The organism is Bradyrhizobium sp. 157 (genome assembly GCF_023073815.1).
In the GTDB taxonomy this organism is placed as follows: domain Bacteria; phylum Pseudomonadota; class Alphaproteobacteria; order Rhizobiales; family Xanthobacteraceae; genus Bradyrhizobium.
The window spans coordinates 95298-118654 of the sequence record NZ_JADPKF010000087.1; the positions used below are offsets into that span (position 1 = coordinate 95298).

The window sequence follows — 23357 nt, forward strand, 5'->3', positions numbered from 1 at the left end:
GCCTGACCAATAAGCGTTCTCGAACAAAAATGGGGTGCTCATGTCAGACGAACCAAACAGGGGCCTGCAGTCTCCGCTTCGCCGCAAACTGCTGATGGGCGCGGCGGCGCTGCCGCTCGTTTCGATCCTTCCTCGGCCCTCATTCGGGGCAGGTCCCGCAACCGCCACCGTCAACACCACGGGACTCGCGGTCACCGATACGGAGGTCACCGTCGGCATCCTGCACTCGGCGACCGGCACGATGGCTATTTCGGAAACCGGATCGATCCAGGCCGAAAAGCTCGCGATCGAACAGATCAATGCCGCCGGCGGCGTGCTCGGGCGCAAGATCAAGTTCATCCAGGAAGACGGCGCCAGCGACTGGCCGACCTTTGCAGAAAAGGCCAAGAAGCTTCTCGTCAACGACAAGGTCGCGGCGATCATGGGCTGCTGGACTTCAGCCTCGCGCAAGGCGGTGCTGCCGGTGGTCGAGCAGTACAATGGTATGCTCTATTACCCGACCTTCTATGAAGGTCTCGAGCAATCCAAGAACGTCATCTACACCGGCCAGGAAGCGACCCAGCAGATCCTCGCCGGGTTGAACTGGATCGCCAAGGAGAAGGGCGCCAAATCGTTCTTCTTCATCGGTTCGGACTACATCTGGCCGCGCACCTCGAACAAGATCGCGCGCAAGCACGTCGAGAACGTACTGAAGGGCAAGGTCGTCGGCGAGGAATATTACGCGCTCGGCAGCACCCAATTCAATTCGGTGATCAACAAGATCAAGCTGACCAAGCCCGACGTCATCTTCACCGACGTGGTCGGCGGCTCCAACGTCGCTTTCTACAAGCAGCTCAAGGCCGCCGGCGTCGACCTGTCCAAGCAGGCGCTCTTGACGATCTCGGTGACCGAAGACGAAATCGACGGTATCGGCGGCGAAAACATCGCGGGCGCCTATGCCTGCATGAAGTACTTCCAGTCGCTCGACAACGCCAACAACAAGGCGTTCGTCCCCGCCTTCAAGAAGATGTGGGGCGAGAAGACCGTGATCGGCGACGTGACGCAGGCCGGCTATCTCGGCCCGTGGCTGTGGAAGCTGACCTGCGAGAAGGCCGGCAGCTTCGACGTCGACAAGATCGCAGCCGCTTCGCCCGGCGTGGAATTCAAGGAGGCGCCCGAAGGCTACGTGCGTATCCATGAAAACCATCACCTCTGGTCGAAGACCCGCGTCGGGCGCGCCAAGCTCGATGGTCAGTTCGAGCTGATCTTCGAGACCGCCGACCTGATCGAGCCCGATCCGTTCCCGAAGGGCTACCAATAAGCGCGGAGCCTTCCCGCAACTTTTCAACCGCTCCCTGGCGTGGACCGTCAATCCGCGCTTGACCACCCCGCGTCGCGAATTCTCTCGCGACGCGGGACCTTCCTCCGGCGGAGAAGTCAGATGTTCGGCGACTATTCGATTGGCGATCTGGGCTCCATCTTCGTCATGCAGGGCTTTGCGGGCCTGATCCTGTTTTCCGTCTACGTGTTGATGGCGCTCGGACTTGCCATCATCTTCGGCCAGATGGGCGTCATCAACATGGCGCATGGCGAGTTCATGATCCTGGGAGCCTACGTCACCTGGATGACGTCGAACTTGTTCCAGAGCTATCTGCCAGGTCTTTTCAGCGGCTATTTCTTTCTCGCGATGATGCTGGCTTTCCTCGCCTCCGGCGCGCTCGGAATGCTGGTGGAGTGGGTGCTGATCCGTCATCTCTACAAGCGCCCGCTCGACACGCTGCTCGCCACATGGGGCCTCAGCCTGATACTGCAGCAGGCCTATCGCTCTGTCTTCGGCGCGCGCGAAGTCGGCGTCGAGCTGCCGCAGTGGATGCTGGGCTCGCTCAAGGTGACCGACAGCATCGAGGTGCCGATCAACGGCATCTTCGTGATGGGCCTCACCGTTTCAATCACGTGCGCGGTCGCTTACGTCATTTACAAGTCGCGCTGGGGCCGTCAGGTCCGCGCGGTCGTGCAGAACCGGATCATGGCCGGGGCCGTCGGCATCAATACCGAAAAAGTTGATCGCTACACCTACGGCCTCGGTTGCGGGATCGCCGGCATCGCCGGAAGCGCGTTCACCATGATCGGTTCGACCGGGCCCACGTCAGGCCAGCTCTATATCGTCGATACCTTCCTGGTGGTCGTGTTCGGCGGCGCCGCCAGCCTGCTCGGCACCATCGCTTCCGCCTTCTCGATCTCGCAGACCCAGTCGACGCTGGAGTTCTTCATGTCGGGCTCGATGGCCAAGGTGCTCACGCTTCTCGCCGTCGTCGGAATTCTGATGCTGCGGCCGCAGGGGCTGTTCGCCCTTAAGGTCCGCAAATAGCGAAAGCAGGCACGGTCATGATCATCAACTCGCGCTTTTTCAATCGATCCGAGCTCATTGGTTTCGTTGCACTGGGCCTGGTCCTGTTCGTGATCCTGCCGCTATCGCTGGATGTGTTCCGTCTCAACTTGGTCGCGAAATATCTGACTTACGCCTTTGTCGCGATCGGCCTTGTGCTGTGCTGGGGATATGGCGGCATCCTGAGCCTGGGGCAGGGCGTGTTCTTCGGCCTCGGCGGCTACTGCATGGCGATGTTCCTCAAGCTGGAGGCATCCAGCGTGGAGAACACCAAGATCCAGTCCACGCCCGGCATTCCGGATTTCATGGACTGGAATCAGATCACTGCGCTGCCGCTGTTCTGGCAGCCATTCCACAGTCTCACCTTCACCGTTCTCGCCATCATCCTGGTCCCAGGCCTCTTCGCCCTAATCATCGGCACGGCAATGTTCAAGCGCCGGGTCGGCGGCACCTATTTCGCGATCATCACCCAGGCCGTCGCCGCCATCCTCACCATTCTGATTGTCGGACAGCAGGGTTACACCGGCGGCATCAACGGCATGACCGACCTGCGTACGCTGAAGGGATGGGACATCAGGCCGGACCACGCCAAGGTCATCCTTTATTTCTTTGAAGTGTTCCTGCTGTTCGGCTGCATCCTCATCGCGCAGTTCATCCGGCTGACAAAGCTTGGCCGCATCCTGGTGGCGATGCGCGAGCAGGAAGATCGCGTCCGCTTTTCCGGCTACAGCGTCGCCAACTTCAAGATCTTTGCCTTCTGCATGGCTGCGGTCTTCGCCGCGATAGGGGGCGCCATGTTTGCGCTCAATGTCGGTTTCATGTCGCCGTCCTTTGTAGGCATCGTGCCGTCGATCGAAATGGTGATCTACACCGCCGTCGGCGGACGGATGTCGATCTTCGGCGCGGTGTGGGGTGCGCTGCTGGTCAATTTTGCCAAGACCAGCCTTTCGGAATCCTTCCCGCAGCTCTGGTTGTTCGGCCTCGGCGCGCTGTTCATCGCGGTCGTGCTGGCCTTCCCGAACGGCCTGTCCGGCATCTGGCAGGATCACGTCCAGTCGCGCATCGATCGCCTGATCAGCTCGATCAAGAAGAAGTCAGGCAGCTGGGCCAGCAATTCGGTCGCCGACGGCGCACCGGCGGAGTGAGGAGGTCATCATGCTCATCGGTCATCGCGGTTGCCGATGCCACATTGGCGAAATGAGGAGATAGATCATGCTCATCGGTCACCAGCCGAAACCCTTCCTGCTCGCCGTCGAGGCCCTCACGGTTTCCTTCGACGGCTTCAAGGCGGTGAACAATCTTTCCTTCTATGTCGAGAAGAACGAGATCCGCGTCATCATCGGCCCCAATGGCGCCGGCAAGACCACGGTGCTCGACCTGATCTGCGGAAAGACCAAGGCGACCTCAGGCTCGATCCAGTTTCGCGGCAAGGAGTTGACGAAGCTGAAGGAGAACCAGATCGTGCAGACCGGCGTCGGGCGCAAGTTTCAGACGCCGTCGGTGTTCGAGGATCTGACGGTGTTCGAGAACCTGGAGATTTCCTATCCACGCGGCCGCACCGTGTTCGGCTCGCTCGCCTTCCAGCGCGATGATGCTGTCAAGCAGCGCATCGACGAGGTCGCCGAGATGATCTTCCTGAAGGATCGTCTCGACACCTATGCCGATCAGCTCAGCCACGGCCAGAAGCAATGGCTCGAGATCGGCATGCTGCTGATCCAGGACCCGGAACTCCTGATGCTCGACGAGCCGGTCGCCGGCATGAGCGTCAGCGAGCGCGCCAAGACCGCCGAGCTCTTGAACCGCATCATCAAGGATCGCTCAGTGCTCGTCATCGAGCACGACATGAAATTCGTCGAGGACATCGCCCACAAGGTCACGGTGCTGCACCAGGGCCAGATCCTGTCGGAGGGCACGATGGAGAAGGTCAAGAACGATCCGAAAGTCATTGAAGTTTACTTAGGGCACTAGCGCATGATCCCGGAAAGTGGCGTCCGGTTTCCGGACAAGATCATGCGCAGGAAATAAAGGAAGCACGTTCATGCTGGCTATTTCGGATCTCCACGTCGCCTACGGCCAGAGCGAGGTGCTGCACGGCCTCAATGTATCCGTCGCGCCCAACGAGATCGTCGCGATCATGGGCCGCAACGGTATGGGCAAGACCACGCTGATGAAGTCGCTGATGGGCATCGTGCCGTCCAAAAGCGGCTCGGTGAGCATGGAAGGCACCGAGCTCAGCGCGCTGCCGAGCTACGAGCGCGTCGCCAAGGGCCTCGCCTACGTGCCACAGGGCCGCATGATCTTTTCCACCATGACGGTGAAGGAGAACATCGAAACCGGCCTCGTGGTGTCGGGCGGTTCGGAGGTGCCCGAGGACATCTACGAATTGTTCCCGGTGCTGCTGGAGATGAAAGGCCGCCGCGGCGGCAATCTCTCCGGCGGCCAGCAGCAGCAGCTTGCGATCGCCCGCGCGCTCGCCACCAAGCCAAAAGTGCTGCTCCTGGACGAGCCGACCGAGGGCATCCAGCCGTCGATCATCAAGGACATGGCGCGCACGCTGAAGCGTATCCGCGACGAGCGCGGCCTGTCGATCGTGGTCTCCGAACAGGTGTTGAGCTTTGCGCTCGACATCGCCGACCGCGTGCTGGTCATCGAGAACGGCGAGATCGTCCGCGACGAGCCGCGCGACAGCGTCGATGCCGCGCAGGTCTCGAAATTCCTGTCCGTGTAAACCCGCAAACCGTGCTGTCTAAAAGGGGAGCTATCGATGCCAGAGACACTGATCAAGGTCGATCTTTCGAAATCGGCCTACGACAACGACATGATCCACAACCGCTGGCATCCCGATATTCCGATCGTGGCGTGGGTCAATCCGGGCGACGATTTCATCATCGAGACCTATGACTGGACCGGCGGTTTCATCAAGAACAACGATTCCGCCGATGACGTCCGCGACATCGACCTCTCGATCGTGCACTTCCTGTCCGGCCCGATCGGCGTCAAGGGCGCCGAGCCCGGTGATCTCTTGGTGGTCGATCTGCTCGACGTCGGCCCGCTCAAGGAAAGCCTCTGGGGTTTTAACGGCTTCTTCTCCAAACAAAACGGCGGCGGCTTCCTGACCGACCATTTCCCGCTGGCGCAGAAATCGATCTGGGACATCAAGGGTCTCTACACCTCGTCGCGCCACGTTCCGGGCGTGAACTTTGCAGGCCTGATCCATCCCGGCCTGATCGGCTGTCTGCCCGATCCGAAATTGCTCGCGACCTGGAACGAGCGCGAGACCGCGCTGATCGCGACCAACCCGACCCGCGTGCCGGGCCTCGCCAATCCGCCGTTCGCCGCGACCGCGCATGCCGGCCGCGCCAAGGGCGACGCCAAGGCCAAGGTCGGTGCCGAAGGCGCCCGCACCGTGCCACCGCGCGAGCATGGCGGCAATTGCGATATCAAGGACTTGTCGCGCGGCTCGAAAATCTTCTTCCCGGTCTATGTGCCGGGTGGCGGCCTCTCGATGGGCGACCTGCACTTCAGCCAGGGCGACGGCGAGATCACCTTCTGCGGCGCGATCGAAATGGCCGGCTGGCTGCATCTGAAGGTCGATATCATCAAGGATGGCGTCACCAAATACGGCATCAAGAATCCCGTGTTCAAGCCGTCGCCGATCACGCCGAACTACAAGGACTATCTGATCTTCGAGGGCATCTCGGTCGACGAGGCCGGCAAGCAGCATTACCTCGACGTGCACATCGCCTATCGCCAGGCGTGTTTGAACGCGATCGAATATCTCAAGAAGTTCGGTTATTCCGGCGCGCAGGCCTATTCGATCCTGGGCACTGCGCCGTGCCAGGGCCACATCTCCGGCGTGGTCGACGTGCCGAACGCCTGCGCCACGCTGTGGCTGCCGACGGAGATTTTTGACTTCGACATCATGCCTTCATCGGCCGGGCCGATCAAACACATCACGGGCGACATCCAGATGCCGATCTCGCCGGACAAATGATCCCTGCGCGAGAAGGATGCGGGCGCCGCGTGTCACGCCGTCCCGCATCCTCTACCGCGAAATTCTCTTCTACTAATCGCGCGAGCAAACCAAATGCCCGTCTACGAATATCTCTGCAACGATTGCGGCCCGTTCACCGACATGCGGCCGATGGCCGAATGCGACGACCCGCAGGACTGTCCGAATTGCGAAAACGAATCGCCGCGCGTGATCCTGACCGCGCCGGTGTTCTTCTGCATGCCTTCAGACAAGCGGAAAGCGATTGCCACCAACGAGCGCAGCGCGAATGCGCCGAAGACATCAGCGGAATACAAGGCTTCGCACGGTCCCGGCTGCGGCTGCTGTTCAACCGGCAAGAAGAAGCCGGCGCGGCTCATGAGCAAGACCAGAGGCGGCGCCAAAGGCTTTCCGACCGCGCGACCCTGGATGATCAGCCACTAAAGCATGATGAAATTAGATTTGATTGCGACCACGAAGAAGGTGCGCTCCCTCTCCCGCTTGCGGGGGAGGGTTGGGGTGGGGGTGTCTCCGCGGGCGACACTGCCCGAGTGGAGAGAGCCCCCACCCGGCGCTTCGCGCCGACCTCCCCCCGTAAGCGGGAGAGGTAAAGCGCGTCTGCGGCTAAACTCATCCAACCAAAATCATCATGCTCTAGCGATCCCTGAAAACCCAAACCAGAACAAGAGGCGATCCAATGCTCCACGGTGACATTTCCTCCAGCAAAGACACGGTCGGCGTCGCCGTCGTCAATTACAAGATGCCGCGGCTGCACACCAAGGCCGAGGTGCTCGATAACGCGCGCAAGATCGCCGACATGATCGTGGGCATGAAGCTCGGCCTGCCGGGCATGGATCTCGTGATCTTCCCGGAATATTCCACCCACGGCATCATGTACGACTCCAACGAGATGTACGAGACCGCCTCGCAGGTCCCTGGCGATGAGACGGAAATTTTCGCTGCCGCCTGCCGCAAGGCAAAAGTCTGGGGCGTGTTCTCGCTCACTGGCGAGCGCCACGAGGAGCACCCGCACAAGGCGCCGTACAACACCCTGATTCTGATGAACGACAAGGGCGAAATCGTCCAGAAATACCGCAAGATCATGCCGTGGGTGCCGATCGAAGGCTGGTATCCCGGCAATTGCACCTATGTCTCCGATGGCCCGAAAGGCCTCAAGGTCAGCCTGATCATCTGCGATGACGGCAACTTTCCGGAGATCTGGCGCGACTGCGCGATGAAGGGCGCCGAGCTGATCGTGCGTTGCCAAGGCTACATGTATCCGGCCAAAGAACAGCAGATCCTGATTTCCAAGGCGATGGCCTGGGCCAACAATGTCTATGTCGCGGTTGCCAATGCCGCCGGCTTCGACGGCGTCTACTCCTATTTCGGCCACTCCGCGATCATCGGCTTCGACGGCCGCACGCTCGGCGAGACCGGCGAGGAGGAATACGGCATCCAATACGCGGCATTGTCGAAGAGCCTGATCCGCGACGCCCGCCGCAACGGCCAGTCGCAGAACCATCTCTTCAAGCTGCTGCACCGCGGCTATACCGGCATGATCAATTCCGGCGAAGGCGCGCGCGGCGTCGCGGCGTGTCCCTACGATTTCTACGCCAAGTGGATCGCCGATCCCGAAGGTACACGTGAGATGGTCGAGGCGATGACGCGACCAACGGTCGGCACCGATGAATGCCCGATCGAAGGGATCCCGAACGAGGCGACGGCGAGTAATTATTGAACCTGCATCGCCCCCGCTGTCATCGCCCGGCTTGACCGGGCGATCCAGTACGCCGCGGCCCATATTGAACATAGCCGTCTCTGGAATACTGGATCACCCGCTTTCGGCGGGTGATGACGGCGTGAGGGTTCCGAGAGACTTTCACGGCATGGTCGTCTAGAATCGCCTCACGCGAATTGTTCAGACGAGGCAACCTTGCAAACCAGAAAATTCGGCACCAATAACCCGGCAGTCTCCGTGATCGGGCAGGGCACCTGGTATCTCGACCGCGGCGACCGGAAGGCGGCGATCGCAGCACTCCGCCGCGGCATCGAAGCCGGCATGACCCATATCGATACCGCCGAAATGTATGGCGATGCCGAGCTCGTGATCGCTGACGCGATCGCGGGGCTGCCGCGCGAAAAACTCTTCCTGGTCTCAAAAGTGTTGCCGAGCAACGCCTCGCGCCGCGGCACCATCACCGCCTGCGAGCGCTCGCTGAAGCGGCTGAAGACGAATTATCTCGACTGCTATCTCCTGCACTGGCGCGGCTCCTATCCGTTCGAGGAGACGGTGGCGGCGTTCGAAGAACTGGTGAGAAGCGGAAAGATCCGGTCCTGGGGCGTCAGCAATTTTGATTCAGATGATCTCGACGAACTGCTCGATGTCGCAGGCGAGGGCAAGATCGCCTGCAATCAGGTGCTCTATCATCTGCAGGAGCGCGCGATTGAGCACGCCGTGATTCCGTGGTGCGAGAGGCATGGCGTTGCCGTCGTCGCCTATTCGCCGTTCGGCCACGATGCCTTTCCGTCGCCGCGCAGCAAGGGCGGCGAGTTGCTGCAGGCGATTGCGGACGCGCACAAGGCAACCCCGCGCCAGGTCGCGCTGGCGTTTCTGACGCGCACGGCTTCAGTGCTCGCGATTCCGAAAGCCTCCAGCGCGGAACACGCCGCCGAGAATGCCGCTGCCGGCGATCTGAAGCTGAGCGCCGCCGAAATCGCCGCGCTCGACAAGGCTTTTCCACGCGGGCCCAAACCGCGCGGTCTGCCGATGCTCTGACGGAACACCGTCCTTAACAAAGTATTGCCATCGCGCCGTCTGCGCATATCCGCATCCTGTTTTCGGACCTAGTCGCGCCGGGCGAATTGGTGTTTTTTACAACCTCGCCCGATTCGAAAATTGCTGCCTTCGAGATTGCCGTGACACCGCCCCCCGCCGCAGCCGCGAGGCTGGACAGCGCCCATCTGCCTTTGCCCGAAAAGAACTCCACCGTCCGCAAGGCGCCCGCGCGCGCCGATCGGCCGTTCAAGGGCATCGCGCTGGTGCTCGCCTCGACGATTTTTCTCGGTACTTCCGACGTGACGGCGAAATATCTGTCGGCGACGCTGCCTTCGATTGAGATCGCCTGGATCCGCTTCCTGGTGTTCGCGATGATCATGACCCCGGCGATGCTGCCGGGTTCCCCGCTCTACGCGCTGCAGACCAAACGCCGCGGCCTGCATCTGCTGCGCGGCGCGGCGCTGTTGGGCTCGTCGCTGTTCTTCATCTCCGGCCTGCGGTTTCTTCCCATTGCGGAGGCCTCCGCCACCGGCTTCGTCGCGCCGCTGTTCGTCACCGCGTTATCGATCATCTTTCTCGGCGAGAAGGTCGGCTTGCGCCGCTGGATCGCGACCGGCGTCGGCTTGGTCGGCGTGCTGATCATCCTGCGTCCCGGCACCGGCCCGTTTCACCCCGCGGCGTTCTTTCCGTTGGTCTCGGCGCTGGCCTGGGCTTGCACGCTGATCATGACGCGGATGATGAGCGGCACCGAGCGCGCCATCACCACCATGACCTATTCGTCGATCGCTGGGCTCCTCATTCTTTCGGCGCTGGTGCCGTTCGTCTGGGTGACGCCGACCTGGCACGACATTGCCTTCGGCATTTTGATCGGCGTCGCATCGACGGCGGGGCAGTGGATCGTGGTGCTGGCGTTCCGCTACGCCGACGCCTCCGTGTTGGCGCCGTTCTCCTACACGCAATTGCTGTGGGTCAGCCTGCTCGGCTTCTTCATCTTCGGCGAAGTCCCGGATGCCTACACCATCACCGGCGCCGCCTTCATCGTCGCCTCAGGCCTCTACACCGCCCATCGCGAGCGGGTCCGCCGCTCGCAGCTTCTGACCGTCTCGGGCGAGTCGTCCCCGAACGCCTGATCTGGGTCACCGACAAGAAGGCACCAATTCCGGGCGCATCGGTTCTGATTTCAATCAGAGCCGATAATGCTCTAAGGTGAGCAAAAATCACCGGGAGGATCCTTCGTGCGCGCAGCCATTTTCCGCAATGGGGAAATTGTCGTCGACGAGATGCCGGAGCCGAAGCCCGGTGCCGGGCAGGTGCTGGTGAAGTCGCTGGCCTGCGGCATCTGCGGCTCCGACCTGCACGCGCGCAAGCACGCGCACCGCATGGTGGAGCTGGCGAAACATTTCCCCGGCCGCAAGCCGATGGACCTTTCGCGCGACGTCGTGTTCGGCCATGAATTCTGCTGCGAGGTGCTGGACTATGGTCCTGGCACCACGGGCAAGTTCAAGGCGGGGACCAAGGTTTGCTCGCTGCCGGCGCTGCTGAGCCCGGAAGGCCCGAAGGGCATCGGCTATTCCAACGACAATGTCGGCGCTTACGCCGAGCGCCTGCTGCTCAGCGAAGCCCTGCTGCTCGAAGTTCCGAACGGCCTCGCCGCCGAGCACGCCGCGCTCACCGAGCCGCTCGCGGTCGGCGTTCATGCCGTGGCAAAAGCCAACATCAGGGGAGGCGAGGTGCCCTTGGTGATCGGCTGCGGCCCGGTCGGGCTCGCCGTCATCGCAGCGCTGAAGATCAGGGGATTGCACCCGATCGTAGCCGCCGATTACTCGCCGGCACGACGCGCGCTTGCCGAAAAGCTCGGCGCCGACATCGTCGTCGATCCCGCACGCTCGCAGCCCTACGCGACCTGGGCCGAGCACGCCCAGATGTCGCCGGAGGAAAAGGCCGCGCGCCCGCCGCTGCAGGCGCTGTTGCCGGCGCTGAAACCCGCGCTGATCTTCGAATGCGTCGGCGTGCCCGGCCTGATCCAGCAGGTGTTCGAAGGCGCGCCGCGCGATGCCCGTATTGTGGTGGTCGGCGTCTGCATGGAGACCGACCGCTCCGAGCCGATGCTCGGCATCATGAAGGAGCTCAACGTTCAGTACGTGCTCGGCTACACGCCCGAGGAATTCGCCTACTCGCTCCGCCTGATCGCGGAAGGGCAGGTGGATGCGGCGTCGATGGTCACGGCCGCCGTCGGCATCGACGGTGTTGCCAAGGCCTTCGCCGATCTTGCCAACCCGGAAGTGCACACCAAGATCATCGTCGAGCCCTGGCGGTGATTTGCTTTGGCGGCGTGGTCGCTCTTATACCCTCATGGTGAGGAGGCGCTTTAGCGCCGTCTCCGGACGATGCTTCGCATCGCCGGGAGAACCATGCGGCCCCGCTGGTGCCATTCATCCTTCGAGACGGCGCTGACGCGCCTCCTCAGGATGAGGTATGACAGCGTGCCGTAGCCGTAGGGTGGGCAAAGGCGCGTAGCGCCGTCCCCACCATCTATCCATGTTCTCGATCTATGGTGGGCACGCTTCCGCCTTCGCTCTTCGAGCTATGGCGGATAAGTCGCGTTGCCCACCTTACGGCATTTGACGTTTCGGATATTCAAGCTGCATCGCGACGAAGTCGGCGGTATCTGTTCCGTAACGTGCAGCAATGCCCGCGAGCGCGTGGTCCAGCGCCTCCGCCGGTTTCGGATTCTCGCTCGTCGGCAGCAATCGCGCCGCGGGCCAGTTCGCCGCGATCTGGTCGGGAAGTATCCGCAAGCCGCCGCGACTCTGCTGCGCGCCGGTAGCACTGGCAAACGTTAGCGCGTGCGACCGATAGGTCCGCGACCATGCGTCGGTGACGAGCGCCAGCGACACCTCGTCGACGCCAGGTTTGAGCTCGATGCCGAGCTGCTCGTGGGCCCAGAACGCGGCCGTGTTGCGGACGGCCGTCAGCGCAAACGGGCGCGTGAACGCATCGCTCTGATGGCGCGCATCCCAGTCGGGAAGGCCGATCTCGCGGCCGACGGCGCGCGCCTTGTCGCGGCCGGCAACCGCCTCGACCAGGGTGAGCGACATCGGCATCGACGCCGTGATCCCGGTGGTCGTCGCCACGCCCTTGTCCACCACCAGCCGCCGATCCCTGACATAGCGCATGGTCGGATGCTTGCCGCGCAATTCGTTGACGAAATACCAGTGCGTGGTGGCCTGCTTGTCGTGCAATAGCCCGGCATCGCTGACCACCTTGGCACCGGCGCAGATCCCGATCACGATTGCGCCCTTGGCCGATTGGCTCTGGATCCATCGCAGCGCCTCGGGATCGTCGTCGCGGCTCATGGCGGGGACGATGACATAGTCAGCGCCGTCAGAATGCTGCGCATCGAATTCCGCGGCGGTTGCCTGCGGTTCGATCTTGAGCGTCGGATAGAGCGTCACCGGACCCGGTTTCGTCGCCAGCGCGACGACATCGGCGACATCGGCGCGCTTGAGGATGCCATAAGGGATAAGATAGTCGGTGGTCTCGGTGGCATCGTTGATCCCGATGATCGCGATCAGCGGCCGCTGCCGCTTCGGCGGCTTCAGCCCCGCGACCATCGCATCGCGCTCGTCTTGCGCGATCGCTGGCGGGGCCGCAGTCGAAGGCGCCGGCGGCAGCGAGAAAATCCAGGCTCCGCCAATCACGGCGACAAGCGCGACTGCGCCGAGCGCGCTCCACAATACACGTCGCGAATTCATCGGTTTGCCGGCACGTGTCTCACTCATATCGACCAACCACAGTCTACTGCCGCCGTGATCCACCTGAAATGACATAAATCCGGCGAAAACCGCCATGCGTGGAGGAGTGCGAAACGACAGAGGTGACCTCGACGACGCAGTCCGCTTCGATCTCGTGTCCCGGACGCGGCGCAGCCTAGGCGTTGCAAAGCATCGTCCGGAAACGCTGCGACGCAGAGCCGGGGACCTATGCCACCGCGTGGACCCCGGCTCTGCAGATCGCGGCGGCGGTTCCATGGATTGTCAGCCTTCAGGCTGACGCAGCATGAAGGGCTACCGCCGCCGGGATCCTCCCGGTTTGCGGGAATGTCCATCCGGCGTGGCAGTTATTGTCTCATGCCGGATGAGGCCGCAGCTTTGCGGGCGAGCATCACCGCCTCTGGACAAGGAGGGCTTCATGCCATCGGACAGACGTATGTTCCTGGGCGCGGGCCTCGGCGTCACCGCCGCGCTCGCTTCGCGCACCAGCGGGTTGACGGCATCGGCGCAGGCGGTGTCGTCAGACGGTCCGCCTCCTCCTGCCAATGTCCGCCTTGAGCCGGAAGTTCGCGCCGCCGCAGCCCATGATTTTGGCCGCCTCATTCACAAGCAACCGCGCGGCGTGCTCAGGCCCGCATCGAGTGCCGACATTGCGGGCCTGATGCCCTGGGCCAGAGGCGCTGATGTCAAGATAGCGGCGCGCGGGCAGGGCCATTCGATCTATGGCCGCTCCCTGGTCGAGGACGGCATCGTGGTCGACACGAGCGCGATGAACGCGATCCGCGATATCAAGCACGATCACGTCGTGGTCGACGCCGGGGCAGTGTGGCGCGATCTGCTCGACGCGACCTTGGCGCAGGGACTTACGCCGCCGGTGCTGACCAATTATCTTAGCCTCTCGGTCGGCGGAACGATCGCGGTGGGCGGCATCGGAGCGACGTCGTCCCGGCATGGCATGCAAACCGACAACGTTATCGCGTTGGACGTGGTGACGGGTGACGGAAACGAGTTGAGCTGCTCGGCAACTGCGGATCCGGATCTCTTCGACAGCGTCCGCGCCGGACTCGGCCAATGCGGCATCGTTACCCGGGCAACGCTGCGCCTGGTGCGCGCTCCCGAGCGTATCAGGCGCTTTCAGCTCTTCTACCGTGATTTGCCATCGCTGACGGCGGACCAGCGGCGCGTGCTGACGGAGGGGCGCTTCGACCAGTTGCAGGGGGCCATTCTTCCCGATGGAAGCGGCGGGTGGCGGTACCAACTCGACGGCGCGATATCTTATGACAGCGGCTCGGCTCCTGATGACAAGGCTGTACTTTCAGGATTGTCGGATGAGCGCGGCGCCGTTATCGCCGACCTGACCTATCGCGAGGACGCCCTGGCGTTTGGAAAGTTCGAAAATCTGCTCCGGGCGAAAGGCCAGTGGTTCAATCCGCAACCTTGGCTTTTGACGTTCCTGCGCGGCAGCAACGCCGAACGGGTCGCCGGCGATATTCTGGCTGGTCTGAAGGGCGATGCTGTTGGCCCGTTCGGGCGGATAACTCTTTACCCGCTGCTCACGAGCGCATTTCATACGCCGCTGGTTCGCCTGCCGAAGGAAGACATGGTCTTCGTCTTCAATCTCATTCGCATCCCTGCATCGAACGATGCAGCGGCGGCGGAGCGGATGGTCGCCGACAATCGCAGGCTCTACGATCGCATTCGAGAAGCCGGCGGCGTTCAATATCCGGTCAGTGCCTTTGCCATGTCGCCCGACGACTGGAAGGTTCACTTCGGATCAAGCTGGCCGCAGCTTCGCGAAGCCAAGCGGCGCCATGATCCCGGACATCTGCTTGCGCCCGGCTACAACATACCCTGATGCGCGGATATTTTAGAAGCTAGAGCAGATCGGCCTTCAGGCTGCTCGCCAGAAAATCCGAGAATCGCCGGACGCGTTCCAGCGGCGCCCGTGTCGGCGGCCAGACCAGTTGGATCTGCATTCCCTCGGCTTCGAATTCCGGCAAAACGATCGCGAGTTCGCCCTGTGCGACAAGATCGTTGATCTGCCAGAGCGGCAGCCGGGCAAGGCCGGCACCTTCGCGCGCGGCAGCGCGGATCGAAGCGGCGCTGTTCGAACGAAAGCGCCCGTGCACCCTGATCGACTGCAGCCGGCCGTCGATGCGAAACGGCCATTTGTCGGTCACCTCGGCGCCGGCCCGCAAGATGCAGGCGTGCTGCCCGACATCGCCTGGATGCTGCGGTCGTCCATGTTCGGCGAAATAAGACGGCGCGCCAACGACGACCACGCGCAGCGTATGCAATCGGCGCGCGATCAGGGATTCATCGGCGGAGTCGCCGATCCGCACGGCAATATCGAGGCCCTCCGCGATGAGGTCGACCTGCTCGTCGGAGGCGCGAAGCTCGACATCCACGTTGGGATAGAGTTTTAGAAAACGGCTGACGATCGGCGCCACGTAGGACGATGCAAACAGGACCGGCGCACCGACTTTCAACGGACCGAGAATTTCGCCGCGCAGATTGGCTGCCTCGGCCCGCGCCTCGATGATTTCTACAACCGCTGGCTTGATGCGTTCGTAGAACACCCGCCCGGCCTCAGTTGGCTCCGAACGCCGCGTGGTGCGTTTCACGAGTTCGACGCCGAGCGCGCGTTCCAGCGCCATCAGCGACCGGTTGAGGGATTGCAACGGGCGCCGAAGATGACGTGAGGCCGCCGCCTGGCTGCCCTTCTCGATGACGGCGAGGAAGGCTTCGAGATCGTCCAACCGTTCCAATTCGATATACCGCGTCTGATATACCGCCCTTTCGGATGCTGCATCGAACATCCGGCGATTGCAAGGTCGGCAGGCGCGACAGGCAAATCACTTCTGATTTTCCGAAATCGTGTCAAGCCCGGGAATCAAAAATATTTCGCTTAACGCGGGAGGCAAATCAGCCGCATATTCTGCCCGTCTCACCCGACTGAGGGGCGGCTCGCGATCGTCACGAACGTGCGGTGAGATGCGATGGACGCTGATGGCGCGCTAGACGTACGCGCCGGAGGCGTACGGCGAAGTCGTGTGGTTCTGGCGCCGCGGTGCTGGCGTTAAGTTACGTGGAAATTTTCCGCGTGGCGACGGAGGCAAGAAAGCCGTTCTCCGGGAAGAGCTCGAAGTAAGCCGTAAAGCCATTGCGCAGGGAAGGCCGGGATGCTCCCGCTGTACCTGTATGCTCGTGTGCGCGTTCTTAGTGCGCAAATTGCACACGAGACCGCGGGTGCGGCGCGCACCCGGTCTTCCCTGCGCCCTCTGACAAAGAGGGCGGGAAATCCATAGCAAAGCTCGGGCCGATAATGCCGCGAGACCGCGAAGGCATGTCTGCGTAGGCGGGCGACTTGTCCGCCGTAGCTCGAAGAGCGAAGCGGATCCAGTATTCCAGAGACAGCAGTGATTGAACCGATAGGCCGCAGCGTACTGGATCCCCGCCTACGCGGGGATGACGGTGGTGTGTGCGGCGCTATCTCCACGTCATTGCGAGCGAAGCGAAGCAATCCATCCGTCCACGCCAACACTCTGGATTGCTTCGTCGCTGACGCTCCTCGCAATGACGGGGAGAGAGCCGCGCAATCACACCGGCAGCGCGATCGAGTACTTCACCTGGCTCAGTGCAAAGCTCGACTCGATGGACGCGATGCCGTCGAGCCGCGTCAGCTTGTTCTTCAGGAACGCTTCATAGGAGGAGAGGTCGGCGGCGACCACGCGCAACAGGTAATCGCGATTACCGGTCATCAGATAGCACTCCAGCACCTCGTCCCATTTCGAGATCGCTTTGGCAAAGCGGTTGAGGTCTTCCTCCTTCTGCCGTGCCAACTTGATAGAGATGAAGACGCTGACATGGAGCCCGAGCGATTTCTGGTCGACGGTCGCGATATAGCGGGTGATGACGCCGCGTTCTTCCAGAAGCTTGACGCGGCGATGGCAGGGCGACACAGACAGGCCGACCTTGTCGGCGAGCTCCTGCATGGTCATGCGGCTATCAGATTGCAACAAGCTGAGGATTTTGCGGTCGATGGCGTCGAGAGCGATCATTGGGACGAACTCGGGGTTTGGAGGCTAATCGTGGGAAACTATCCCAATATCGGGCGGTATGTCGCAGGAAATTGAGAATTTTGGTAGCCCACCGCCCGCTAAAATCGGCGCATACTGAACGCCTCCGGAGCATGACCATGCCGATCGAGCCCGCACGCCTGGAAATGCTAACCGCGCTGGCGCGCAAGGTTTTGTGGTTGTCGTCATGGACCATCCATCACGCCAATCACGTCAGGCCCAACGTCGATGGCTTAAAGGTCGGCGGCCATCAGGCATCATCCGCCTCGCTCGCCAACATCATGTCGGCCCTGTACTTCTCGGTGCTGCGTCCGCAGGACCGCGTCGCGGTGAAGCCGCATGCAAGCCCGGTGTTTCACGCCATCCAGTATCTGTTCGGCCAGCAGTCCCGCGAGAAGCTGGAAAATTTTCGCGGCTACAAGGGCGCGCAATCCTATCCGTCGCGCACCAAGGACGCCGACGACGTCGATTTCTCGACCGGCTCGGTCGGCCTCGGCGTCGCGCAAACGCTGTTCTCGTCGCTGGTGCAGGATTACGTCACCGCGCATGGCTGGATGAAGGATCGCCCCGAAGGTCGCATGATTGCGCTCGTCGGCGACGCCGAGATGGACGAAGGCAACATTTTTGAGGCGCTGCTCGAGGGCTGGAAGCATGCGCTGCGCAACACCTGGTGGGTGGTCGATTACAACCGCCAGAGCCTCGATGCGGTCGTCCGCGAAGGGCTGTGGGCGAAGTTCGAGACGATGTTTCGCAATTTCGGCTGGGAGGTCGTGATCGTGAAATACGGCCGCCTGATGCAGGCGGCGTTCGCCGAGCCCGGCGGGGAAGCCTTGCGGCGCTGGATCGACAACTGCCCGAACCAGATGTATGCAGCGCTGTGCTTCCAGGGCGGCGCGGCGTTCCGAAGACATCTGCAGGACGACATCGGCGATCAGGGGCAGGTGTCGCAACTGATCGACCGCCGGAGCGACGACGAGTTGCTGGCGCTGATGTCCAATCTCGGCGGACACGACATGGCCAGCATGATCGAGGCATTTGAATCGATTGATCACGATCGGCCCGTCTGCTTTATCGCCTACACCATCAAAGGCGTCGGCCTGCCGATGCAGGGCCACAAGGACAACCACGCGGGGCTGATGACGGTCGCGCAGATGGAGAAGTGGCGCGCCGCGCAGAACATCCGACCCGGCCATGAATGGGACAAGTTCGAAGGGCTGTCACAGACGCCGGCCGAACTCGAAGCATTTTTGGCAGCCGCGCCCTTTAACCAGGAAGGCCGCCGCCGGCTGACCGCGCCGGTGATCGAAGTGCCCGAGCGGCTTACCTTCAAGCCGGCGGCGCAGATGTCGACGCAGCAGGGGTTTGGGCTGGTGCTCCATGAACTCGCGCGGGGCGATAGCGAACTGGCCGCGCGGATCGTTACCGCATCGCCTGACGTCACCGTCTCGACCAATCTCGGTGCTTGGGTCAACCGCCGCGGGCTGTTCGCCAAAGCGGAAAACCACGACCTGTTCCGGCAGGAGAAGATCCCGTCTGCCTATACCTGGGAATTCTCGCCGAAGGGACAGCACATCGAACTCGGTATCGCCGAGATGAATCTGTTCATCATGCTCTCGGCGCTCGGGCTGTCGCATCAGATCAACGGCGAGCGGCTGCTGCCGGTCGGCACGCTGTACGATCCTTTCATCGAGCGCGGCCTCGATGCGCTGAACTATGCCTGTTATCAGGACGCGCGCTTCCTGGTGGTGGCGACGCCATCCGGCATTACGCTGGCGCCGGAAGGCGGCGCGCATCAGTCGATCGCGACACCTTTGATTGGCATGGCGCAGGACGGGCTGGCCTCGTTCGAACCGGCGTTCGTCGATGAACTTGCCGTGATCATGGGGTGGGGCTTCCGCCACATGCAGCGTGAAGACGGCGAGGGCGGTTCGGTCTATCTGCGGCTGTCGACCCGCCCGGTCGACCAGCCGCAGCGCATCATGACGCCGGCCCTGCAGAGCGATATTACCGAGGGCGCCTATTGGATGCGCCAGCCGGGGCCAAACTGCGATCTCGTGATCGTCTATACCGGTGCGGTCGCGCCGGAGGCGATCGAGGCGGTTGGCTTCATCGGCGAAAGCCACCGCGATGTCGGTTTACTGGCGGTAACCTCCGCGGACCGGCTGCATGCGGGATGGTCCGCCGCGCGGAACTTGCGGCGCGACCGCCGGGGCGTGCAGCACCTCAGCCATATCGAAAAGTTGCTGGCGCCGCTGTCGCGGGATTGCGGCCTCGTCACCGTCATCGACGGCCATCCGGCTGCGCTCGGCTGGCTCGGCAGCGTCCGCGGCCACCGCACTGAAGCGCTCGGCGTCGAGCAGTTCGGCCAGACTGGTACGATCGGCGACCTCTACCGCCACTACGGCATCGACGCCAACGCCATCATCGATGCGGCGGAAAGCCTGACGGTCGGGGCGCCCGTGCGGCATAGAAAGATGGCGGTGTGAGAGACTGATGCGAGACTTCCGATGCGGCGCAACCCCCACCCCGACCCTCCCCCGCAAGCGGGAGAGGGGGCGCATCTCGGACTTGGCATCGAGCGCGTAACAGCGTGAGACATTGGAATTGCGTTTAGACGCTGCATTGAATTTTCACTCGCTGTTCGCAGCGAGCCCTCCCTCTCCCGCTTGCGGGGGAGGGCCGGGGTGGGGGTCTCTCCACACGGCAGACCGCATCGAGGCGCACCTTGCTACCGTCGCAGCCCCATCCTTATATCCAGCGCCTGCCGCATCGCGGCATCCCGCATATGGCGGGTTCAACTGCCCTGGCTTTCGTGCAAGGATGCCTGCCGAACGCTTCCGTTCCTCCTCCATTGCTCCGAGATTAAAGAGGTTTCCGATGGTCAATCGCATGCAATTCTACATCGATGGCGCCTGGGTCGATCCTGTCGTCAAGAAGTCCACCCCGGTCATTAATCCGGCGACCGAAGAGGCGATGTATGAAGTTGCGCTCGGCTCCAAAGCCGACCTGGACAAGGCGGTTGCCGCCGCCAAGCGCGCCTTCGTCACCTATTCGCAGACCAGCCGCGAGGAGCGCGTCGCGCTGCTGGAAAAGATCATCGCGATCTACAAGGGCCGCATGAAGGAGATCGGCGCGGCTGTCTCGGACGAGATGGGCGCGCCGCTCCCGATGGCGGAAAAGCTGCAGGCCGGTGCTGGCTTGGGCCACATCATGTCGACGCTGGAAGTGTTGAAGAACTATCATTTCGAAGAGACGCTCCCCTCGGCCGTGGTCGTGCGCGAGCCGCTCGGCGTCGTCGGCATGATCACGCCATGGAACTGGCCGCTCAACCAGATCGCCTGCAAAGTCGCGCCCGCGCTCGCCGCCGGCTGCACCATGATCCTCAAGCCCTCGGAATTCACCCCGACCTCGGCCTTGATCTTCGCCGAAATCCTGCATGAAGCGGGCGTGCCGAAGGGCGTGTTCAACCTGCTCAACGGCCTTGGCCCCGAAGTCGGCGCCGCGATGGCCGAGCATCCCGACATCGACATGATCTCGTTCACCGGCTCGACCCGCGCCGGCGTCGATGTCGCCAAGCGCGCTGCGCCCACCGTGAAGCGCGTCAGCCAGGAATTGGGTGGCAAGTCGCCGAACGTTATCCTCGAAGGCGCCGACCTCACCAAGGCCGTCACCGGCGGCGTGATGCACATGTTCAACAACTCCGGACAGTCGTGCAACGCGCCGTCGCGTATGATCGTGCCGCTGTCGAAGATGAAGGAGGTCGCCGCCATCGCCAAGGGTGTCGCCGACAAGACCAAGGCCGGCGATCCCCGCGCCGAGGGCACCACCATCGGCCCCGTGGTCAACCGCGGCCAGTGGGACAAAATCCAGGCGTTGATCAAGAAGGGCATCGACGAAGGCGCCACGCTGGTTGCCGGCGGTCCCGGCCTCCCCGAAGGCGTCAACAAGGGCTTCTACGTTCGCCCGACCATCTTCGCCGACGTCACCAACGAGATGACGATTGCGCGGGAGGAAATCTTCGGACCGGTGCTGACCATCATCGGCGCGAAGGATGAAGCCGATGCGGTGAGGATCGCCAACGATACGCCCTATGGTCTCGCCGGCTATGTCACGGGCGATACGGTCGAAAGCGCGCGTCGCGTGGCCCGCCAGATCCGCGCCGGCAACGTCAACCTGCAGGGCGTGCCGAACGATCGCACCGCGCCGTTCGGCGGCTACAAGCAATCCGGCAACGGCCGCGAATGGGGCAAGTACGGCCTCGAGGAATATCTCGAGGTGAAGGCTGTCGCCGGCTACAACGCGGCGTAATGGATGCGGCGCTCGCGCCGTTCGTAAAAGATGCCGGCTGCGGAACCGCGGCCGGCATTTTTTGACCAGAATCGGCGTCAGGCTAGGGTCGCGTCAGTGCGCAAGCGGACGTGCCGACGGCGCAATAAGAAAAGGTGGAGGATGCCCGTGAAGAAGATTGCCATTGCGCTTGCCGCGCTCATGTCGCTGACCGCCGCCGCACAGGCGCAGACGCCGAAGGATCTGCTCGCGGCCCTCAGGGTAAAGTGGAATTCGCCGACCGAGCCGTTCAAGATGATCGGCAACGTCTATTACGTCGGAACCGATGGCCTGGCGTCCTATCTGATCACATCGCCGCAAGGCCATATCCTGGTCGATACGGTGATGCCGGAATCGACCTCGCAGATCAAAGCGAACATCGAAAAGCTTGGCTTCAAGATCGCCGATATCAAATACCTTCTCAACACCCACGCCCATATCGATCACACCGGCGGCCTCGCCGAGATGAAACAGGCCAGCGGCGGCCAGATGGTCGCCGGCGAAGCCGACAAGCCGCTGCTCGAAGGCGGCTACTATCCGGGCGCGCAGGAAAATACCGCGCTCGCGTTTCCGCCGGTGAAAGTCGATCGCACAGTGCGCGAGGGTGATGCGGTCAAGATCGGTGACGTCACTCTGACCGCCCGCGAAACGCCCGGCCATTCGCCCGGCTGCACGAGTTGGGAATTCGCGGTGAAGGACGGCGACGCCACGCGCTCGGTCCTCATCTTCTGCAGCGGCACGGTGGCGCTGAACCGCCTCGTCACCAATCCCACCTATTCCGGAATCGTTACCGATTACCGGAAGACGTTCGCGCGGGCGAAGGACATGAAGGTGGACGTGCTGCTCGCGCCGCATCCGGAAATGTATAAGATGGCGGAGAAGCGCGCCAAGCTCGCCGAAGGCGGTCCCAATCCGTTCGTCAGTCCCGGCGAGTTCAATGCCTATGCCGCAACGCTGGAGAAGGCGTTTGAAGACGCGCTCGTCAAGCAGACTGCCGCCGCGCAGGAAAAGAAGGGGTGAACCTACCCGCCCGGCGCGCCCTGCGTGTTCACATAGAGCGCGTAGATCGACTGGCTCGCGGCCATGAACAGGCGGTTGCGCTTCACGCCGCCGAAGCATAGATTGGCGCAGCGCTCGGGTAGCGCAATGCGGCCGATCATGACGCCGTCGGGCGCGAACACGACCACGCCGTCGAGTTCGGGATCGCCCATGCCCCAGCCGCACCACAAATTGCCGTCGATATCTATTCGAAAGCCGTCCGGCGTGCCGGGGCCGGCATCGACAAACACGCGCTTGTCGGAAAGCTTGTCGCCGGAAGGCGAGACGTCATAAGCGAGAATCTTGCGGTTGGGCACGCCTCGGGACTCGATGACATAGAGGATTTTTTCATCCGGCGAGAAAGCAAGCCCGTTCGGTCCCAGCACGCCCTCGGCGACGATGGTGGCCTTGCCGGTCGCGGCATCCAGCCGATAGACATTGGCGTCGATTTCGGGCTCCGCCTTGTAGCCCTCGTAATTGCCGAGCAGGCCGAACACCGGATCGGTGAACCAGATCGAGCCGTCGGACTTCACGACGACGTCGTTCGGCGAATTCAGCCGCTTGCCATCGAAGGAATCGATCAGCACCGTGATCGATCCGTCATATTCGGTACGCGTCACCCGCCGGCCGCCATGCTCGCAGGTGATCAGGCGCCCCTGCCGGTCACGGGTGTTGCCATTGGCGAAATTCGATGGCTTGCGGAAGATGCTGACCGCGCCGGTCTCCTCCTCCCACTTGATGATGCGCTGGTTCGGAATGTCGCTGCAGAGCAGATATCGCCCGTCACCGAACCACACCGGCCCTTCGGCCCAGCGCAACCCCGTGGTCAGCCGCTCCACCGCCGACAGCTTGAGCCAATACTTCTCAAAGCGCGGATCGAGCGCACGGATAGCCGGATCGGGATAATAGGTGGCCGGGCGCCAGCCGGCTGAATGCGATGCTGCATCGGACATTTGCTGTTCTCGTTGGTGCGTTCCCAGAGCGTTTGGGTTAGCTATCATTACCTGCT

Annotated in this window: 19 protein-coding genes; 15 read left to right on the top strand and 4 right to left on the bottom strand. The window is 62.5% G+C overall.

Features of this window, described 5'->3' with window-relative positions; genetic code table 11:
* Positions 1-40: 40 nt before the first annotated feature.
* The 11 genes from urtA (at position 41) to IVA95_RS24455 (ending at position 11450) form a co-directional block, all read left to right on the top strand.
* Positions 41-1300: an urea ABC transporter substrate-binding protein gene (gene urtA / locus IVA95_RS24405; protein WP_247512816.1), complete on the top strand. Its 1260-nt coding sequence runs from the start codon at positions 41-43 to the stop codon at positions 1298-1300.
* 120 nt (positions 1301-1420) lie between these two features.
* The gene (urtB, locus tag IVA95_RS24410; protein ID WP_247512817.1) at positions 1421-2347 is read left to right on the top strand and encodes an urea ABC transporter permease subunit UrtB; all 927 of its coding nucleotides are present in this window, start codon (positions 1421-1423) and stop codon (positions 2345-2347) included.
* A 17-nt stretch (positions 2348-2364) separates the two neighbouring features.
* On the top strand, positions 2365-3510 hold the full coding sequence (urtC, locus tag IVA95_RS24415) for an urea ABC transporter permease subunit UrtC (protein ID WP_247512818.1): 1146 nt from the start codon (positions 2365-2367) through the stop codon (positions 3508-3510).
* A 67-nt stretch (positions 3511-3577) separates the two neighbouring features.
* The gene (gene urtD / locus IVA95_RS24420; protein ID WP_247512819.1) at positions 3578-4333 is read left to right on the top strand and encodes an urea ABC transporter ATP-binding protein UrtD; all 756 of its coding nucleotides are present in this window, start codon (positions 3578-3580) and stop codon (positions 4331-4333) included.
* Between the two features lie 70 nt (positions 4334-4403).
* Positions 4404-5093: an urea ABC transporter ATP-binding subunit UrtE gene (gene urtE, locus IVA95_RS24425; protein WP_247512820.1), complete on the top strand. Its 690-nt coding sequence runs from the start codon at positions 4404-4406 to the stop codon at positions 5091-5093.
* Positions 5094-5129: 36 nt separating this feature from the next.
* Positions 5130-6359 (top strand): formamidase, encoded by a 1230-nt coding sequence (gene fmdA, locus IVA95_RS24430; protein ID WP_247512821.1) that lies wholly within the window; start codon positions 5130-5132, stop codon positions 6357-6359.
* Positions 6360-6452: 93 nt separating this feature from the next.
* Complete coding sequence (locus tag IVA95_RS24435) at positions 6453-6800, top strand: zinc ribbon domain-containing protein (protein WP_247512822.1); 348 nt, start codon at positions 6453-6455, stop codon at positions 6798-6800.
* A 253-nt stretch (positions 6801-7053) separates the two neighbouring features.
* Entirely contained in the window at positions 7054-8094 is a 1041-nt protein-coding gene (locus tag IVA95_RS24440) for an aliphatic amidase (protein ID WP_247512823.1), read from the top strand.
* Positions 8095-8289: 195 nt separating this feature from the next.
* Positions 8290-9132 (top strand): aldo/keto reductase, encoded by an 843-nt coding sequence (locus IVA95_RS24445; protein WP_247512824.1) that lies wholly within the window; start codon positions 8290-8292, stop codon positions 9130-9132.
* A gap of 185 nt (positions 9133-9317) precedes the next feature.
* Positions 9318-10262: a DMT family transporter gene (locus IVA95_RS24450; protein WP_247512861.1), complete on the top strand. Its 945-nt coding sequence runs from the start codon at positions 9318-9320 to the stop codon at positions 10260-10262.
* A gap of 105 nt (positions 10263-10367) precedes the next feature.
* Entirely contained in the window at positions 10368-11450 is a 1083-nt protein-coding gene (locus tag IVA95_RS24455; protein WP_247512825.1) for a zinc-binding dehydrogenase, read from the top strand.
* 294 nt (positions 11451-11744) lie between these two features.
* Here the strand turns inward: IVA95_RS24455 and IVA95_RS24460 are convergent, their stop codons facing one another.
* Positions 11745-12914 (bottom strand): DJ-1/PfpI family protein, encoded by a 1170-nt coding sequence (locus IVA95_RS24460; protein WP_247512826.1) that lies wholly within the window; start codon positions 12912-12914, stop codon positions 11745-11747.
* Positions 12915-13323: 409 nt separating this feature from the next.
* Between IVA95_RS24460 and IVA95_RS24465 the strand changes: the two genes are divergently transcribed.
* Positions 13324-14760 (top strand): FAD-binding protein, encoded by a 1437-nt coding sequence (locus IVA95_RS24465; protein WP_247512827.1) that lies wholly within the window; start codon positions 13324-13326, stop codon positions 14758-14760.
* A 19-nt stretch (positions 14761-14779) separates the two neighbouring features.
* On the opposite strand, the gene IVA95_RS24470 is transcribed toward IVA95_RS24465, so the two are convergent.
* Both IVA95_RS24470 and IVA95_RS24475 read right to left on the bottom strand, forming a co-directional pair.
* Positions 14780-15673: a LysR family transcriptional regulator gene (locus IVA95_RS24470; protein WP_247512828.1), complete on the bottom strand. Its 894-nt coding sequence runs from the start codon at positions 15671-15673 to the stop codon at positions 14780-14782.
* 831 nt (positions 15674-16504) lie between these two features.
* On the bottom strand, positions 16505-16966 hold the full coding sequence (locus tag IVA95_RS24475) for an Lrp/AsnC family transcriptional regulator (RefSeq protein ID WP_247512829.1): 462 nt from the start codon (positions 16964-16966) through the stop codon (positions 16505-16507).
* 137 nt (positions 16967-17103) lie between these two features.
* Here IVA95_RS24475 and IVA95_RS24480 point away from each other — a divergent pair, with 137 nt between their 5' ends.
* From IVA95_RS24480 to bla, 3 genes are all read left to right on the top strand, one after another.
* Complete coding sequence (locus IVA95_RS24480) at positions 17104-19470, top strand: transketolase (RefSeq protein ID WP_247512830.1); 2367 nt, start codon at positions 17104-17106, stop codon at positions 19468-19470.
* Positions 19471-19861: 391 nt separating this feature from the next.
* A complete protein-coding gene (locus tag IVA95_RS24485) occupies positions 19862-21292 on the top strand; it encodes an aldehyde dehydrogenase family protein (protein ID WP_213252175.1) in 1431 nt (476 codons plus the stop codon).
* A gap of 147 nt (positions 21293-21439) precedes the next feature.
* Complete coding sequence (gene bla / locus IVA95_RS24490) at positions 21440-22330, top strand: subclass B3 metallo-beta-lactamase (RefSeq protein WP_247512831.1); 891 nt, start codon at positions 21440-21442, stop codon at positions 22328-22330.
* A gap of 2 nt (positions 22331-22332) precedes the next feature.
* Here bla and IVA95_RS24495 read toward each other — a convergent pair whose 3' ends face one another.
* Complete coding sequence (locus IVA95_RS24495) at positions 22333-23301, bottom strand: SMP-30/gluconolactonase/LRE family protein (protein ID WP_247512832.1); 969 nt, start codon at positions 23299-23301, stop codon at positions 22333-22335.
* Positions 23302-23357 lie beyond the last annotated feature (56 nt).